The 14,978-nt window shown below is 60.0% G+C and carries 15 protein-coding genes and 1 tRNA gene; 6 read left to right on the top strand and 10 right to left on the bottom strand.

Annotation, left to right across the window (positions count from 1 at the left end):
* Nucleotides 1-142: 142 nt before the first annotated feature.
* Both CUJ86_RS09380 and CUJ86_RS09375 read right to left on the bottom strand, forming a co-directional pair.
* Nucleotides 143-216 (bottom strand) — tRNA-Val (locus CUJ86_RS09380).
* 117 nt (nt 217-333) lie between these two features.
* Nucleotides 334-1,032 (bottom strand): PH domain-containing protein, encoded by a 699-nt coding sequence (locus CUJ86_RS09375; RefSeq protein WP_165394853.1) that lies wholly within the window; start codon nt 1,030-1,032, stop codon nt 334-336.
* 81 nt (nt 1,033-1,113) lie between these two features.
* Here CUJ86_RS09375 and CUJ86_RS09370 point away from each other — a divergent pair, with 81 nt between their 5' ends.
* Nucleotides 1,114-1,698, top strand: coding sequence for a nitroreductase family protein (locus CUJ86_RS09370; RefSeq protein ID WP_130647300.1), 585 nt, complete (start codon nt 1,114-1,116; stop codon nt 1,696-1,698).
* Between the two features lie 79 nt (nt 1,699-1,777).
* Here the strand turns inward: CUJ86_RS09370 and mch are convergent, their stop codons facing one another.
* From mch to CUJ86_RS09335, 7 genes are all read right to left on the bottom strand, one after another.
* Nucleotides 1,778-2,722 (bottom strand): methenyltetrahydromethanopterin cyclohydrolase, encoded by a 945-nt coding sequence (gene mch, locus CUJ86_RS09365; RefSeq protein WP_130647299.1) that lies wholly within the window; start codon nt 2,720-2,722, stop codon nt 1,778-1,780.
* Nucleotides 2,723-2,784: 62 nt separating this feature from the next.
* Nucleotides 2,785-3,909 (bottom strand): ORC1-type DNA replication protein, encoded by a 1,125-nt coding sequence (locus tag CUJ86_RS09360; protein ID WP_130647298.1) that lies wholly within the window; start codon nt 3,907-3,909, stop codon nt 2,785-2,787.
* Nucleotides 3,910-3,967: 58 nt separating this feature from the next.
* Nucleotides 3,968-4,489, bottom strand: coding sequence for a hypothetical protein (locus CUJ86_RS09355; RefSeq protein WP_130647297.1), 522 nt, complete (start codon nt 4,487-4,489; stop codon nt 3,968-3,970).
* A 221-nt stretch (nt 4,490-4,710) separates the two neighbouring features.
* Nucleotides 4,711-6,246 (bottom strand): beta-ribofuranosylaminobenzene 5'-phosphate synthase, encoded by a 1,536-nt coding sequence (locus CUJ86_RS09350; RefSeq protein ID WP_130647296.1) that lies wholly within the window; start codon nt 6,244-6,246, stop codon nt 4,711-4,713.
* A gap of 141 nt (nt 6,247-6,387) precedes the next feature.
* Entirely contained in the window at nt 6,388-7,560 is a 1,173-nt protein-coding gene (locus CUJ86_RS09345) for a cofactor-independent phosphoglycerate mutase (protein ID WP_130647295.1), read from the bottom strand.
* Complete coding sequence (locus CUJ86_RS09340) at nt 7,557-8,036, bottom strand: COG2426 family protein (RefSeq protein WP_130647294.1); 480 nt, start codon at nt 8,034-8,036, stop codon at nt 7,557-7,559. The genes CUJ86_RS09345 and CUJ86_RS09340 overlap by 4 nt, the downstream gene beginning before the upstream one ends.
* A gap of 1 nt (nt 8,037) precedes the next feature.
* Nucleotides 8,038-8,970, bottom strand: a complete 933-nt coding sequence (locus CUJ86_RS09335) for an NAD-dependent epimerase/dehydratase family protein (protein ID WP_130647371.1) — start codon at nt 8,968-8,970, stop codon at nt 8,038-8,040.
* A 39-nt stretch (nt 8,971-9,009) separates the two neighbouring features.
* Between CUJ86_RS09335 and CUJ86_RS09330 the strand changes: the two genes are divergently transcribed.
* From CUJ86_RS09330 to CUJ86_RS09310, 5 genes are all read left to right on the top strand, one after another.
* A complete protein-coding gene (locus CUJ86_RS09330) occupies nt 9,010-9,882 on the top strand; it encodes a methanogenesis marker 12 protein (protein ID WP_130647293.1) in 873 nt (290 codons plus the stop codon).
* Between the two features lie 164 nt (nt 9,883-10,046).
* Nucleotides 10,047-10,589, top strand: coding sequence for a pyruvate ferredoxin oxidoreductase subunit gamma (locus CUJ86_RS09325; protein ID WP_130647292.1), 543 nt, complete (start codon nt 10,047-10,049; stop codon nt 10,587-10,589).
* Nucleotides 10,590-10,850: a 4Fe-4S binding protein gene (locus tag CUJ86_RS09320; protein WP_130647291.1), complete on the top strand. Its 261-nt coding sequence runs from the start codon at nt 10,590-10,592 to the stop codon at nt 10,848-10,850. It begins immediately after the preceding gene.
* A gap of 2 nt (nt 10,851-10,852) precedes the next feature.
* Nucleotides 10,853-12,007, top strand: a complete 1,155-nt coding sequence (gene porA, locus CUJ86_RS09315) for a pyruvate ferredoxin oxidoreductase (RefSeq protein WP_130647290.1) — start codon at nt 10,853-10,855, stop codon at nt 12,005-12,007.
* 1 nt (nt 12,008) lies between these two features.
* Entirely contained in the window at nt 12,009-12,905 is an 897-nt protein-coding gene (locus CUJ86_RS09310) for a thiamine pyrophosphate-dependent enzyme (protein WP_130647289.1), read from the top strand.
* Between the two features lie 57 nt (nt 12,906-12,962).
* On the opposite strand, the gene CUJ86_RS09305 is transcribed toward CUJ86_RS09310, so the two are convergent.
* Nucleotides 12,963-14,723 carry a sensor histidine kinase gene (locus CUJ86_RS09305; protein ID WP_165394852.1) on the bottom strand — a complete coding sequence of 587 codons (1,761 nt, stop codon included), beginning with the start codon at nt 14,721-14,723 and terminating at the stop codon, nt 12,963-12,965.
* Between the last annotated feature and the right edge of the window lie 255 nt (nt 14,724-14,978).

The following is a 14,978-nucleotide window of genomic DNA, read 5'->3' as shown; positions in this document are numbered from 1 at the left end:
ATTATTGACCCTTGACTCTGATGTTGAATGGATATCTGAAGTTATACAACCTTGCGGTAAAGATGGCCTTGCGGAGAGAGTGTCTGAACTTGAATCTAAAGTCAATATGCTCTTAGAATCTGAAAATGATGGTGAAAATCGATGGGCCTGTCCGGATTCGAACCGGAGATCTTCGCCGTGTAAGGGCGACGTCATGACCAGCTAGACCACAGGCCCCAGAAATACCTTCTATTGTTGTACGCACGCACATATATCTCTGTTGTTCTCCGGCGCCCGTCGTTCTCGTGCTCCTCCGCTGCGCAAAAAAAGGTGGCATCCGTTCTGCACAAACCTTCAGGATCTCTTCATCTCCTCCAGAGTTCTCCGGATCGCACGCACCTCCTCGAGCAGTGCGTCGCCTCCCGACGGCAGGTCCTCACCGCCGGTCGCCGCCGCCACCGGCGGGGTCCCCCGCACCCTGGACATGATCAGCTCCCGCAAGGGCTCGGGCTCTTCAATCCCCAGAATCCGGATCTCAGCCTGCGGTTGCGCCGAGTATCCGGCGGTCTGAATCCTGAGGTTGGAGATGCCGAAATAGCGCATCAGTGGTCCCTGGATGATATCGACGTTCGTGATCCGGTTGTAGGGTACGATCCCGGTCTGCCTGAACCAGACGCCTCGCCGCCAGGTCATCTCGGTCGGCGTCAGGTGATAGAGGATGCTCCGATAGTACATCGGGATCCATACACCGACAAAGATGGCAATCGCCGCCGTGGCCAGTGCCATGCCAAGCGTCACCCAGAGGGGGGCCCCGGTGATCGCCGCCGGAAGGATCAGGAAGGCGACCAGAATTGCAACGACGAAAATAAGGGAAAGAAAGTAGTATGCCCTGAAGCTGGGTGCAGGCTTGAACTCCTTTCCGATGGTGATCTCTCTGGACACGATAATCAACCTCTCCAACCATTTATCGACGCCGCCCCTCTTCAATCTGTAGGCCGGTCGCAGATCCCCGGCGGCATGGACTATTGAGGCCTTTGCCTTCCGGAATCTCATGTAAAGGCCCGCTGCAGGGGCTCACTGCCTCTCTCCAGATCCTGACGAACCTTTATATTCAGGTATGTGTCAGGGCGTTCCATGACACCATCATATGCAGACACGGTGATGGCCGCCATCAGGGGGAGACGGAGCGTCCGGGCCTATGAGGGCCGTTATCTTGATGAGGAGACCGTCCTTTCGATTATCGACGCCGGCATCCACGCCCCGACGACACTCGGTCTCCAGCCGTGGAAGTTCGTGGTCGTCCGGGACCATGACCTGATGAAGCGCATATCCGACTTTTGCAAACCGGTCCTGCTCCTGAACCTCAAGGACCGGACCGATGCCGAGTCCGACGTGTTCAAAAAGATGCTCGAATCCAAGGAGTTCAACATCTTCTATAATGCGGCCGTCCTGGTGCTGGTCGTCGGGGATGAACGCAACCGTTTCAGCACCTATGACTGCACCCTCTGCGCCGGGAACATGATGCTCGCCGCCCATGCGATCGGGATCGGGAGCTGCTGGATCGGTGCGATCGAACCGGTCACCGGGAGTCCCGACCTGATGCAGGAACTGAAGATCCCGGAGGGCTACCGGATTGTCGCGCCTGTGGTCTTTGGCTATCCAAAAGAGGAACCGGAAAAACCACCGAGACGGGCCCCGGAGATTGTCTGGGTCCGCTGACGGATCGACTTCGCGGGGGAAATGCGGAATGAGCCGTTATCTCCCGCTCCTATTTCTCAGCGATTGTAAAAAAAAAGAATTACTGAAGGCCGAAGGACTTCAGGGTGACATCGGGGTTGACCTCGCCGACACGGTAGACGGCGCCCTCGGAGAGTTCGTTGATGACGACCTCTGCCGGAGAGAAGAGTGAGGTGTCGATCTTGTAGAAGTCGTAGCCTGCCTCCTTGAAGATCTCGTTAAAGGGTTTGCCGTAGCCCTGTGACGTGCAGGAGGGGATGCGCTCCAGGTAGTCCTTGATCTCGGGCGCCTCCATCGTCAGCGTGATCTGGCCGTGGTAGATCGTGGCGTCATTGGTCACGCCCATGGCGTTCTTCGCGCCGCGGACCGGCGGCACGGGGGCGGTGCCGAAACCGGCGATGATCTTCTTTGTGTCGAAACCAAGTTCGTTGAGTTTGTAGACCGCCGTCTCGACACAGCGTCCGGCCACCTGGATGGAGCCGACAATCGAGGAGGTGGGTGCGACGATGGCGCAGGTGTTGGCGACCTCAACCTTGCAGGCGTCGGCAATCGCCTGCATGACCTCGCCGTTCGGGAGGTGGTCGCTCTCCAGGCAGATCACGGCGGCATCGCACTCGTCCTGGTAGTCGATCACTTCATAGGTGTGCTTCGGCTTGAGGGAGAGGGCGCGGGCCGGGCCTGACCCCATCGCAAAGTAGTTGCCGACCTTAACGGTCCATCCCGCCTTCTGGGCGCCAAGGCAGGCGATGGCCGGGAAATCTGTCGAAACCTCGATGAAAGGCATCGGGATTCCCTTGATCTGCCCCATCGTGAAGTTCACCTCGGCGAGACCGCCGAGACAGATCTCTGTGAAGATGCGTCCCGCACGGTATCCGCCGGGGACGCTTACGCCGGCATCGACAATACGCGCACCATTGTCCAGCTCGTGGGCAGCGGCATTGTAGTCTTCAGGGTATTCAAAAATGTCGTTGAATATGTCAAGGGCCTGTTCATTCACGCTCAGCATGGGTATATCACCGTTCACATTATGAACGCAAAGAGAATAGATAAGACTTGCCAATCTTCTGTTCAGCGGAGAAGTTCCAGCACTCGACGGGGGTCGTATCTGAGGGTGATCACCCGTGTCCTCCCCCGCCCCTGCCGGTAATCAAGGTTTATCAGGCGCATGGCATCGAGTTTCTTGATGATCTCGTAAAAGCGCGTATATCCGATTTTTGCGCTGTTTTTCGCCACCTTATACACCTCTCCGGCGTTCATTTCCTCGCCTTCGATGCTCATCTCCGCGATCGTGGAGACGAGCGCTTTTTCTTCGCTTTTGAGCGTCCGAAGCGTGAAGGTGAGGTGAAGATATTTGGACACCTGATAGGCGCTGCAGATGTCGTCCTCCTCGACGCGTCGGCGTGCCTCGGCCTCGGCGTTCAATGCAGCCCGTTTGAGGAGATCGAGACCTACTCTAAGGTCTCCGCTCTTCATCGTCTGCTCGACGACGAGGTCGAGCATGCTCTCTGAGAGCACATTCGGGTAGAGTCCGGTATGCACCCGCTCCGCGAGGATGTGGCGGACTTCCTCTGCCGAGTACGGCGGGAAGTAGATCTCGGTCGGGCGGAAGACCGATGACACCCGCGGGTCCACCTCCCTGGAGAGGTCGACGTTCATATCCGAGATGATTGTGATCACCCCGATACGGGTGCCGGGATAGGATTCGTGTGCCCGGAGGAGGGCATAGAGCACCTTGTTGATCTCATTCTCATAGAGCAGGTAATTGGCGTCGTCGAGGGTGACAAGCAGCACGGTCTCCTCTTTCTGGAGGATGCGGGCCACGGCGTCGAAGACCTGCTTGAAGGATGTGCCGGACGGTGGCGGGAGGTGTCCGGTGAGTCTGCGGTAGATCTGGGCGAAGATGGCGAATTTGGTATTGTCGATCTGGCAGTTGATATAGACCGGGATCAGTTTCTGGGTGGTATCCTCGATCTGGGCGAAGAGTTTGCGCACACTCGTCGTCTTCCCGGTGCCGGGCAACCCGCGGCAGATGGTGTTCAGCGGTCGCCCGCCCCGCATGCCGGGCCGGATCTGGAAGGCGAGTTCGCTCATCTGCGTCTCGCGGTGGTTGAACTGCTCGGGGACATAGTCGATCTCGAAGACCTCGGGGTCCCGGAAGAGCGTCTCGTCCCACATGAGCAGGTCCTTCTTCATTACTGATCCCTCGGCATGTGCCTATTTATAGGCTGCAGATTTCACTTCTGCCCTGCATTCAGTGCGGATGGGTCATCCTGTCCATGCACGCCTTGCAGAGCGTCCGGTTCAGGAAGAGTCTGCTCATCTGTTTCTGGGTTTTCGGGACCTCGACACCGCACTCTTCACAGCAGTCTTCTGCTACGGGAGCGGGTTTCGGGGCCGCTGGCGCCTCCGCAGGGGCGGATGCCGGAGCAGGGATCACCGCCGGTTCGGCGGGCTGAACGGGGGGTTCGGGAGCGGGTGCCTCTGCGGGTTCGGCTGTGATTTCTGGCTGTATCTCCTCCAGGACCATCTGGGTTCCGGTTCCGCCGCCCATTTTTGCAGGTTTTGTGGAAAATACCCGTCTCCGGTAGGAGTCCACCCGTTCGGCCGTGGCATCGTCGCCCCGTCCGAGACGGGACAGGATGGTGTCGAGGAAACCGGCGAGTTCCTCCGCCTCCTCCGGTGTCTCGACATCCCCGCTGACCTCAAGCCGGATGTTCTCGTAGTTTTCCAGATTGACGGTGATACCGAGGGTGAGTGACTTTTTTTCGGCCATTGCTTCTCACAGTAGAGTTGGTGCCGTATCTATATCAGTTTATATATCGGTGCGGATTCGGGGGTGATCCTGTTCCCATGGGGCGAACACTCAATATCCCCTGATGCCCAACACTACACCTGATAATCGATCCGTCATGCGGCAGATGATGAGAGTTACCCCCACTGATCGGTGATGATGCACGGGATCTGATGCCGCTTTTCGGATCGGATACGCTTTTCTCAGGTGGACGCCCTGATCTCCGCCCCGCGGTTTCTTGCCCGCGTGATGAATGCCGTCCCGCCAGTCTCTGCAATACTCTCCTCTGCCGCCCTGAGGGCGTCCTGCATGCCGGTGTCGCCGATCGCATAGACCGTCGGCCCGAAGGAGCTCAGGCCCACGCCGGCGGCGTCGGTGGTCCGGAGGGTGGCAATCAGGTCGCGGATGATGGAGGGCTGAAGGCGATGCTCCACCCCCTTGAGCCCGAGGGCCTGGATCGAGTTCACCGCCGTCCCGAAGAGGTCAAGGTCTTTTTCGATGATGCCGGGGAGCATTTGCATCAGCACGGCATGGCAGAAGGCCTGCACCTCGCCGATGGGTACCGGGCAGTGCCGTCTGAAGATGTCGATCTCCTCGGCCCCGCTTGCTCCTTCGGGGATGTCGGGGGTGGCGATCAGGACCTGCCAGTCCTCGGGGAAGGGGTGCCTGAAGAGCACGGGGGCGGGGTTCACCTCCGGTGAGGCCGCGGATGGCCTGAAGTCGGACTTCACACCCGAAGGCCCGAAACGATGCCCGCCGTCCAGGATGAAGCCACCTGATTCGAATGCCGCGGTGCCGATCCCCGACGTCCCGCCCCTCCCGGTGATCGCCGCCATCTCCCTGACGGCCATGGGGCGGTAGAGCTCGCAGAGGGCGCGGGCGGTGGCCAGGGAGAGCTGGGTGCCGCTGCCAAGCCCGATGTGGGCGGAATAGGTGCGGTGCAGCGTGATCTCTGCCCCTCCCCGGATCCCGAGGGCGGCGAGCACCTGCTCGGCGGTCCTCTGCACCCGCTCGGTGCTTCCCGGTTCGCCCCTGATTGAGAGTTCGCTGCTGCGTTTCGCCTCGACCACGATCGCCGGGTCCTCGACCGAGAGTCCAATCCCGCCATCCACACGCCCGGAAGATCCGTTCATGTCGATGAGCCCCATATGGATCCGCGATGGCGTCTCCACGATCACCCGCGCCTCGTCGGTGAAGTTGCAGTAGGGGAAGGTCTCCCTGATGCTGATCAGGGGTTGTCCGCCGGTGATGATCCGGTAGCGGCGGGAGAGCAGGGGTTCATGCCGGAAGATGCCGAAGACGCCGCTGATGCCGGTGCCTGCCCGGCACATCCGCACGTCGTCGAGTTCACGCCGCCCCTCGATCCGGTGCATCTGCATGATCCGCCCGATCGGGATGTCGGCGCGCATCAGGTCGTCCCTGAACGAGGGGTTCAGCCGTGAGAGCGGGCTGTCTGATACGGCGTAGAGGAGCGTCTTCCCGCTCTCGCTCTCGTTCAGGGTCACGATCCGGTGGTTGACCGCCTCTCCAGCATGGATCCCGAGGGATGCCGCCACGCCCTCGTCGGCCGGCACCACCTGCTGGGAGATGGTGTGCACCGTCACCTCGCAGCCGAGTGCGTTCTCGAGCAGGGTGGTCACCGAACCGTCGGTGCCGAGCAGGATCCGTTGCATCGGCGAGAGGGTGCCGACCTCCTTCTCCAGTTCCCGGAGTTTTCCGGTGATTTTAAACGATGTCATGGGTCTTCGTCAATCGTCTGTCCCGGCGTTCAGGGCCGGGATGTTCTGGAGATGTTCTATTCCGGGATAATTATACCGCAGGCTCCTGCTGTATGACGCTGAAGGGAGGTGCCAGAAGCGTTCGTGAAAAAAGGGTATTGGTTATTGCCGTACCGCAGGTTCCCGACCGAAGAGGAGGGAAAGAAACGCCGGACCTTCCAGGAGGCCGAAAGCGCCCTTTGCCGCCTCCTGTTCGGAATATACAACGGTGTTGTCCCGAATCCCGCCGCGGATGGCAAAGGGGACGGGATCGCGGGTATGCGTCTTCAGATGGATCGGGGTCGGGTGGTCGGGGAGGATTGCCACCGTTCCGTCGAAATGATCGAGGATGGTGCCGACGACACCGTCGACCCCTTCGATTGCCCGCACCTTCTCCGTCGCGCTCCCCATGTGTCCGGCCTCGTCCGGTGCCTCGATGTGCACATACACAAAGTCGAGGCGTTCGATCGCCTCGAGGGCCGAGCGTGCCTTTGCTGCATAGTCGGTGTCCAGGAAACCGGTGGCGCCGGCGACAGAGATCACCTCCATGCCGGCATAGCGGGCGATGCCGTTGAGCAGGTCGACCGCCGAGATCATCCCGCCCGACAGCCCCCAGCGCTCCCTGAAGAGGGGGAGGGACGGGCGTTTGCCGCCGCTCCACGGCCAGATCGTCGTGGCCGGGAGTTTGCCGGCGGCAAGCCGTGCCCGGTTCACCGGGTGATCGGCGAACGCCGCCTCGGCCGCCGCCATGCACTGCCGCAGGAGGGGGGCGTCCGGGCCGGTGGGGAGATGGGGGTCTGCCGTCTGCCCGGTGATGTCGTGGGGGGGCGTGGTCTCCGCTCCCCTCCCCCCCTTCACGACCATCAGGTTCCGGTACGAGATGCCGGGGTGGAACTCGACTCCCTCGACGCTGCCCTCGAGGGACCTGATGAGGGCGGCGCCCTCCTCGCTTGTGATATGACCGGCATTGAAGTCCTCGAGCACCCCGCCTCTGAGGGTGACCAGGTTGAAGCGGTAGGCGACGTCCTCAGGACCCATGTCGATCCCCATGCTGGCCGCCTCGAGGGGGCCCCGTCCGGTATAGCAGGTGCCGGGATCGTATCCCAGCACCGAGAGGTTGGCCACGTCGCTGCCTGGATCGTATTCGTCCCTGACGGTCCTGAGCATGCCGCATGCACCCTCGCGTGCGACCCGGTCCATATTCGGTGTATCCGCATATTCGAGGGGGGTCAGGCCGCCGAGTTCGTCGAGGGGTTCGTCGGCCATGCCGTCCCCGAGCACCACGATATACTTCATGGATTTCCTCCGAACATTCCTGATACAGATGTGATCCCGAGCATGGTAATGGTAGTGATGGCGATCGCAACGATCATGCCGGCTGCAATCGTCGGCAGGGCGTAACGGAACCGGATCCCGAAGACGAACGCCGCCGCGCAGGCCGTCCAGGACCCGGTCACCGGCAGCGGCACGGCAACAAAGGGGATGAGGGCGAGCGCCCCCCAGCGTTCGAAACGCTCAGTGTGCCGTCGCGTTCGTGCAAACAGCCACTCGAAGAACCGGGCGAAGATCCGGGAATGCGCCATCAGGAACTCGGAGACCGGTTCGAGGAGGAGGAGGAGCACGATGACCACGGCAAGGTTGCTCCCGAAACCGACCACAAAGGCGGCAAGGGGAGGATACCCTCCCTGTATGGCGAGAGGTATCGCATACCGCGACTCCCAGAGGGGGAGGGCGCTCTGGAGGGCGAGCAGGATCGTGGCGGTCAGGTCCATTTCATCCCTGCAGTATGGCGCGGACAGTCGTTCGCACGCTCTCCTCTGAACCGAGCGCCGGCGTCCACCCGAGGCCCTTCATCGCATCGACGGAGAGCTGCATCCGCGGCACGTCCCCCACCCAGCCGCGCGCCCCGCCGGTGAAGCGGTAGGCGACGTCTGAGAGCCCCATCTCCTCGACGATGATGTCGGCGATGGATACGACGTCGATCCAGTCCTCCGAACCGATATTAAAGGTGTTGACCGTCTCATCAGCATGGGCGACGGCGTACTCGAAACCGCCGACACACTCGCGGACGTCGAGGTAGGACTTCGTCTGCCGTCCGTCCCCCAGGATCTCCAGTTCTTTCGGGTTCTCCCGGAGTTTCCTGATGAAATCGGTGATCACCCCATGACCGCTCCGTTCGCCGATGATGTTGGCGAACCTGAAGATCCACGCCTGCATCGAGAATGAGTGGGCATAGGCGGAGATCAGGGCCTCGCAGGCGAGTTTGGACGCCCCATAGACTGAGATGGGGTACATGGGGGTGTAGTGCTCAGGGGTCGGGATCGTTTTCGCCTCGCCATAGACGGTGGAGGTGGAGGTAAAGACGAGTTCCGGGACGCTGTGCTCTCGCATGGCGTCCAGCACCCGCTGGGTCGCCACGATATTGTTCTGCACCTGTCCGCCCGGCGCCTGTGCGCTCCCCCGGACGTCCGGGTCGGCGGCGATGTGATAGACACGGTCGGCACCGTCAAGGATCGCCTGCCATCCGTCATCGAGCAAATCGGCCTGGACCAGCCGTACTGTCCCTGATTTCAGGTGTTCTGCGATATTGTCGGTCGATCCCGCACTCAGGTTGTCGATGACCACGACCTCGTCGCCGCGCCCTGCCAGGACGTCGACGGTGTGCGACCCGATGAAACCGGCACCGCCGGTGACTATGCTGAACATTACCATTGAATAGCCCTCCAATGCTATAGGAGTACTGGTATGTTCATCGGGATCGATCATGGCACGACGGCCATGCGTTTTGCGTCTGAGGGCGATCACTTCAAGATATCGCGGGAAGAGGCCCGTAGTTTCTCGTTCACCGACCTGTCACGACTCTGCCCGCTCGACCGGATCGACGGGGTTGCGGTCTGCTACTCGATGGGGGACGGCATTGCGGCGATCACGGATATCCGCCGGGTCGAGAATCGCGGCGTCATCTCGCGGGAGGGTGCGGGCAAGCACATCGGCGGGGGCACCCGCGTCTTTGACGAGATTGAAAGGAGCGGTCTTCCGGCCGTGGTGATCCCGGGGATTCACCGGGGTTCGCCGACCGATCCCAGGTTCAAGGCATACTCCCACCAGACCAGTCCGGAGAAGATAGGCATCGCCTATGAGGTCTGCCATGACCTGGGTCCGGACGTGGTGGTCTGCGACACCTCCTCGAACACGGTGACGACCCTGGTCACTGATGGAAAAATCGTCGGCGCCTTCGACGCCTGCATCTTTGCCCCCGGCACCCGGCACGGGGCGCTGGACGTGGATGCGATCCGCCGGATCGATGCCGGGATCGAAACGGCAAACGACGCCTTTCTCCATGCCGGCGTCGCCCACACCCTCCCGCCTGCGGAGCAGGACAGGACGATCGCGATGTTTGCGGCGATGGAGTGCGCCGCCATGCTCCTGCTGAATCCCGATGCCAGGATCGCACTTGCTGGATCGAAGGCGCCGGTTGTCGCCGGAGAGGTGACAGACCTCCTCGGGCGGGAGGTTGCCGTGTATGACGAGTGGTGTGCGGCACAGGGGCTTGCCCGGATCGCACGGGACGTGTTTACAACTGGTTCACCTGTTCTTGGTCTTCCTATTGACCTCTGACACCCACAACACTAAAGATAGATCAGGGCAATTTAGAGGATCGGCAATCCTGTTTCCAGCGTAATTGGGGTTTAAAATCCGTTTTATTCATGGAATCTCGAAGGATTGTTTCCGGCACAACTTTCTTAACGATTCATCATGATAAATTAAGTGGGGTATTCTGATTGAGAGAGTTACGCATCCATGGCAGGGGTGGACAGGGTTCTGTCACTGCTGCCGAACTGATTGCCGTCGCGGCATTTGAGGGCGGCGTCTATTCGCAGGCTTTTCCTGCATTTGGAGTCGAACGGCGCGGTGCCCCTGTGCAGGCGTTCGTCCGGTTCAGCGACGAGAAGATCCGCCTGCGGAGTCAGGTCTACGAACCCGATTACATCATCGTCCAGGACAGCACCCTGATCAAGGATGTCGATGTCTTTGGCGGGATGAAGGAGGGTGGCATCGCCATTGTCAATACCGAACACGACCTCCCCGGCAATGTTCCCGCGGGGGTGAACCTGATCAAAATCGACGCCACCGGCATCGCTCTTGAGATCCTGGGCGTCCCGATCACAAATACGACACTGATGGGAGCATTTGCAGCGGCAACCGGCGAGATCGAGCTGCCGGCACTGGAGAAAGCCCTGATGGCCCGTTTCCCCGGAAAACTCGGTGAGAAAAACGTGGCGGCGGCCTCGCATGCCTACAAACTCGTGAAGGGGGAGGCCTGAATGGCGCTCAATGTCGGCTGCGCCGCACGACCCGGACGGGCACGGGACAATAAGACCGGTTCGTGGCGGGTGTTCAAACCTGTCTTCAAGCATCAGACCTGCACGAAATGCGGTCTCTGTGAGATCGTCTGTCCGGAAGGGTGCGTGAAAGAAGATGAGGACGGATTTTTCATACCCGATCTGGACTACTGCAAGGGCTGCGGCCTCTGTGCCGAGGAATGCCCGGCTGATGACATCGAGATGGTGCAGGAGGAGAAATAACCATGATGAAGATTATCGAGGGGTCCCATGCCGTCGCCGAAGCGGTGAAACTCTGTCGCCCGCAGGTGGTCTCGGCCTACCCGATCACCCCCCAGACCCATATTGTCGAGGCGCTCGCCAGCATGGTCGCCGACTGTGAACTGGATGCCGATTATATCTGTGTGGAAAGTGAATTCTCAGCCCTTTCCGGTTGTGTCGGTGCAAGTGCCGCCGGTTCGAGGACCTATTCGGCGACCACCTCCCAGGGTCTTGCCCTGATGTTCGAGGTCTGCTTCAATGCGGCGGGCATGCGCCTGCCCATCGTCATGACGATCGCCAACCGTTCGCTGGGTGCCCCGCTGAGCATCTGGAACGATCAGCAGGACTCGATCTCGCTGCGTGACTCAGGATGGCTGCAGTATTATGCCGAGGACATACAGGAGGTCTCCGACCTTCACTTCATCACCTACCGGGTTGCCGAGGATCACGGCGTGCTTCTGCCGGCCTTCGTCTGCTTCGACGGCTTCATCCTGACCCACACCTACGAACCCGTCGATATGCCGACACAGGAGGAGGTGGACGCCTATCTCCCGCCCTTCACGCCCTACCAGCGTCTGGACGCAAAGGACCCGATCAGCATGGGGATGTACGCCACTCCAGATTATTATATGGAGTTCAGGTACGAGGTGGACCGTGCGATGCAGCGGGCTCGCGGGGTGTACACCGACGCCGCCCGTGCATTTGCCGAACAGTTCGGCAGGGACTACACCAGCCCGGTCGAGGGCTACCGGCTTGAGGATGCCGACACCGCCCTCGTCGCCATGGGTTCGATCTGCGGGACTGTGAAGGACGCCGTCGACGAGATGCGTGCCGACGGAAAGCGCGTCGGGCTCCTGAAGATCCGTTCCTACCGCCCATTCCCGGTCGAAGAGGTCGCCGCCGCTCTGGGCGGGGTGAGCACGGTCGCTGTGCTGGACAAGAACATCTCCCTCGGCTCCAAGGGTGCCGTGGCCCTTGAGGTGAAGGACGCCCTCTATGGCAGCGGCATTCCGGTGCTCGACTATATCGTCGCCCTCGGCGGGCGCGACATCAGGAAGAAGGATATCGCACAGATCGTCACTCTTGCCGAAGCCGGGAAGGGCGACATGTTTTACGGTCTGAGAACGGAGGTGCTCTAAAATGGCGGACAAATCTCTCGAACTCTTCGATGCCGGCCACCGCGCCTGCGGCGGATGCGGCCCTGCACTTGCCGGGCGGCTGATCCTCAAGGGTTCAGGTGAAAATACGATCGTTGTGGCTTCGACAGGATGCATGGAGGTTTTCTCCACGCCCTATCCGGAGACCGCATGGAAGGTGCCCTGGATTCACTCTCTGTTCGAGAATGCCGCCGCCGTTGCCTCGGGTGTCGAGTCCTCGCTGAAGATGCAGGGGCGAGACGAGCACGTCATCTGCATCTGCGGTGACGGTGCAACCTTCGATATCGGGATGCTCTGCATCTCCGGCGCCTTCGAGCGCGGCCACGACATCACCTACATCTGCTACGACAATGAGGCCTACATGAACACCGGCATCCAGCGCTCGGGTGCGACACCCTATGATGCCGATACCACGACGAGTCCGGCCGGGAAGTGCTCCACCGGGAACGCCCGTCCCAAGAAGGACCTGCCGGCGATCCTGGCGGCCCATGGTGCCCCCTATGTCGCCACCACCTCCATTGCCTACCCGAATGACGTGATCCGGAAGGTCGAGCGTGCGGTGAACACCGAAGGCCCCTGTTATATCCAGATCCATACCCCGTGCTGCACGGGCTGGGGCTTTGACGGAGCGAAGACGATCGACATCGGGAAACTCGCCATTGATACCGGTCTCTGGGTGAACTTCGAGATGGTGGACGGCCAGATCGAGAAGGCGAAGAAGATCGTGAACAGAAAACCGGTCGAGGAGTATCTTTCGGTGCAGAAGCGTTTCCGCCACCTCTTCAGGCCGGAGAAAAATGTTGATGAGATCGCAAAGATCCAGGCGATCGCAGACCGGAACGCTGAAAAATACGGGATCGACGTTACAGTGAAGAAATAATCTCTTCACTCTATTTTTCCGGGAGTTCTCGGCCTTTTTTATCGTGACGTTTCAGGGTCACGGCGGTAAATCGTTAAGGGTGAACCGGATAGAGGCGCCCCCCTCCGGGTGCCCTGCGAGGCGGTCCTCCGCCCGGATCGCGCCGCCGTACCAGGTCACCAGAGAACGGCAGATGTGGAGCCCGAGGCCGGTGCCCGGCGATCTGCTCTGCCCACGAGTGAAACGCTCAAAGACTTTTGGTTTGAGGGTGTCGGGGATGCCGGGTCCGTTGTCCTCCACAATGACCTCGATCCCATCCTCCTCTTTCCGGACCCTGATCCAGACCTCTGTCTCCGCTCCTCCGTGGTTCCGGCTGTTGATGATGAGGTTCGCAAACACCTCGCCCAGGAGATCGTCGGCGAGCACCACCGCCCCGGTCCCCTCATAGTGGATGGTGATGTCGGGTCTGCGGGCGATCTCTTCCCGGATCACCGGATCGAGCCTGATCGGCCTGAGGGCGGTTTCATTCTCATAGGTCTTCCTGATCGTGCCCACGTTTTTAATGATGGCGACGCTCTTCTTTGCGCCTTGAAGGGCATGCTCGGCGTACTGCCGCTGTTCTCCAGAGAGATCCTCCTTCAGGAGCTCCAGGTAGGCGAGCGTCATGGTGTTTGCGTTGTTGATATCATGGAGCAGGATATCGATGTAGAGGTTTACCTCCTCATTGGCAAGCTGGAGCTGTTCGGTCCTCTTCTCCACCATCCCCTCAAGATTCCCGCTGTAGATCCGTACGGTCTCTTCGGACTCCTTCAATCTTTCAATGGTTTCTTTCAGGTGCCTGACCATCAGGTTGATGCTCTGCTCGAGACGGGAGAACTCAAGCCCGTCGGTCTCCCTGATCCGGTGATCGAGATCGCCCCGTGCGATGATCTCGACATCATCGACGATTGCGTTGATCGGGCGTCCGATATACCTGAGCAGACCGAGGATGACAAAGGCGCCGAAGAAGATGCCGAGGAGGCATGTCGCAAGGTTCAGCATCAGGACTGCGTTGATCTCCTCATACTGCTTCTGGAGATTGTAGGTGACGGCGACGATCCAGGGTTCTCGGGACTCTGGACCGGCATCGATCATCAGATACCGGGTGGTCGTATGGGTTGCAGGATCAGCGGTCCCGGTATCTGAACCGGTGATGAGGATCTCTTCGAGAACGGTGGGAGGGATGGTCTCGTCGCTACTGTTCCTCGGTTCGGTGAAGTCCATGACAAAATGACCGTCGCTGTCGAACACCCTGACCGACTCCAGCATGGGGTTGATCTCCTGCGCCCTCCTGACCGTATAGTACTGGTAGAGTGCCGGGATCTTCTCATCCTCCGGGAGCCTGATCTGGATCGATAGGAGATACATGCCGCCGGGCATCAGGATATATGCAGAACGGCTGATTTCACCGTCGTTCGTGCTGGATTCCTGCCATTCCGGCCAGACTCTCCCGAATTTGGCGGCATCAGGGAGGTCGATGACATCCACCACATCGACCGATATCTCCGCACTGCTGCCATAGAGTTCCCCCAGCTGTTGTTCGAGTGTGCGGGTATCAGGTTTGCTGCTGCCGCTCGCATTGATGATGTGACGCTCGATGATGGCGGTCGGATCGGCGTACATCTCTTCGTCGATGGATGGCCAGCCCCCCATCACCAGCACCATCGCCTCCCTGATCATCCCGTCGGTCTGGTCCATGACGTCGGTGTATGCCCCGGAGATCTCATCCTTCACCTGGAGGTACGAGAGGGCGGAAAGGCTGCCGATGGTGATGCTGATGATCAGAAATGCACTGATCATTGCTGTGTGGAGAAAAGGCCTGTATTTCCGGGTATTGTGGGGTGCTGAAGGCATGGTCCTGGAGGCGGTTGCTGATGCCTGCGGTCGTCAGGTCGGTCGGCGCTTGTACATATTGAAATTCATTGATATTATAGTTTGTCTATTTTTTTGATCTCCAGATTATCAAGTATTTTAAAAAATAATTGAAATATCTGGATTTATATGGATTTTTCATACCTCCAGGAGTCTGACCTCCCGGTCCTCCCTCTGTCGCTA

It is taken from the genome of Methanofollis fontis (assembly GCF_004297185.1).
Taxonomy (GTDB): Archaea; Halobacteriota; Methanomicrobia; order Methanomicrobiales; family Methanofollaceae; genus Methanofollis; species Methanofollis fontis.
This window is presented reverse-complemented; position numbering and strand designations above follow the sequence as displayed.

What these genes read in the sequence shown, in the direction of transcription:
- mch (WP_130647299.1), bottom strand. Translation starts at nt 2,722, where the DNA reads ATGCTGAGCGTGAATGAACAGGCCCTTGACATATTCAACGACATTTTT.
- CUJ86_RS09330 (WP_130647293.1), top strand. Translation starts at nt 9,010, where the DNA reads ATGTTCATCGGGATCGATCATGGCACGACGGCCATGCGTTTTGCGTCT.
- CUJ86_RS09375 (WP_165394853.1), bottom strand. Translation starts at nt 1,032, where the DNA reads ATGAGATTCCGGAAGGCAAAGGCCTCAATAGTCCATGCCGCCGGGGAT.
- CUJ86_RS09310 (WP_130647289.1), top strand. Translation starts at nt 12,009, where the DNA reads ATGGCGGACAAATCTCTCGAACTCTTCGATGCCGGCCACCGCGCCTGC.
- CUJ86_RS09360 (WP_130647298.1), bottom strand. Translation starts at nt 3,909, where the DNA reads ATGAAGAAGGACCTGCTCATGTGGGACGAGACGCTCTTCCGGGACCCC.
- CUJ86_RS09345 (WP_130647295.1), bottom strand. Translation starts at nt 7,560, where the DNA reads ATGAAGTATATCGTGGTGCTCGGGGACGGCATGGCCGACGAACCCCTC.
- CUJ86_RS09320 (WP_130647291.1), top strand. Translation starts at nt 10,590, where the DNA reads ATGGCGCTCAATGTCGGCTGCGCCGCACGACCCGGACGGGCACGGGAC.
- CUJ86_RS09340 (WP_130647294.1), bottom strand. Translation starts at nt 8,036, where the DNA reads ATGGACCTGACCGCCACGATCCTGCTCGCCCTCCAGAGCGCCCTCCCC.
- CUJ86_RS09350 (WP_130647296.1), bottom strand. Translation starts at nt 6,246, where the DNA reads ATGACATCGTTTAAAATCACCGGAAAACTCCGGGAACTGGAGAAGGAG.
- CUJ86_RS09305 (WP_165394852.1), bottom strand. Translation starts at nt 14,723, where the DNA reads ATGATCAGTGCATTTCTGATCATCAGCATCACCATCGGCAGCCTTTCC.
- porA (WP_130647290.1), top strand. Translation starts at nt 10,853, where the DNA reads ATGATGAAGATTATCGAGGGGTCCCATGCCGTCGCCGAAGCGGTGAAA.
- CUJ86_RS09335 (WP_130647371.1), bottom strand. Translation starts at nt 8,970, where the DNA reads ATGTTCAGCATAGTCACCGGCGGTGCCGGTTTCATCGGGTCGCACACC.
- CUJ86_RS09370 (WP_130647300.1), top strand. Translation starts at nt 1,114, where the DNA reads ATGACACCATCATATGCAGACACGGTGATGGCCGCCATCAGGGGGAGA.
- CUJ86_RS09355 (WP_130647297.1), bottom strand. Translation starts at nt 4,489, where the DNA reads ATGGCCGAAAAAAAGTCACTCACCCTCGGTATCACCGTCAATCTGGAA.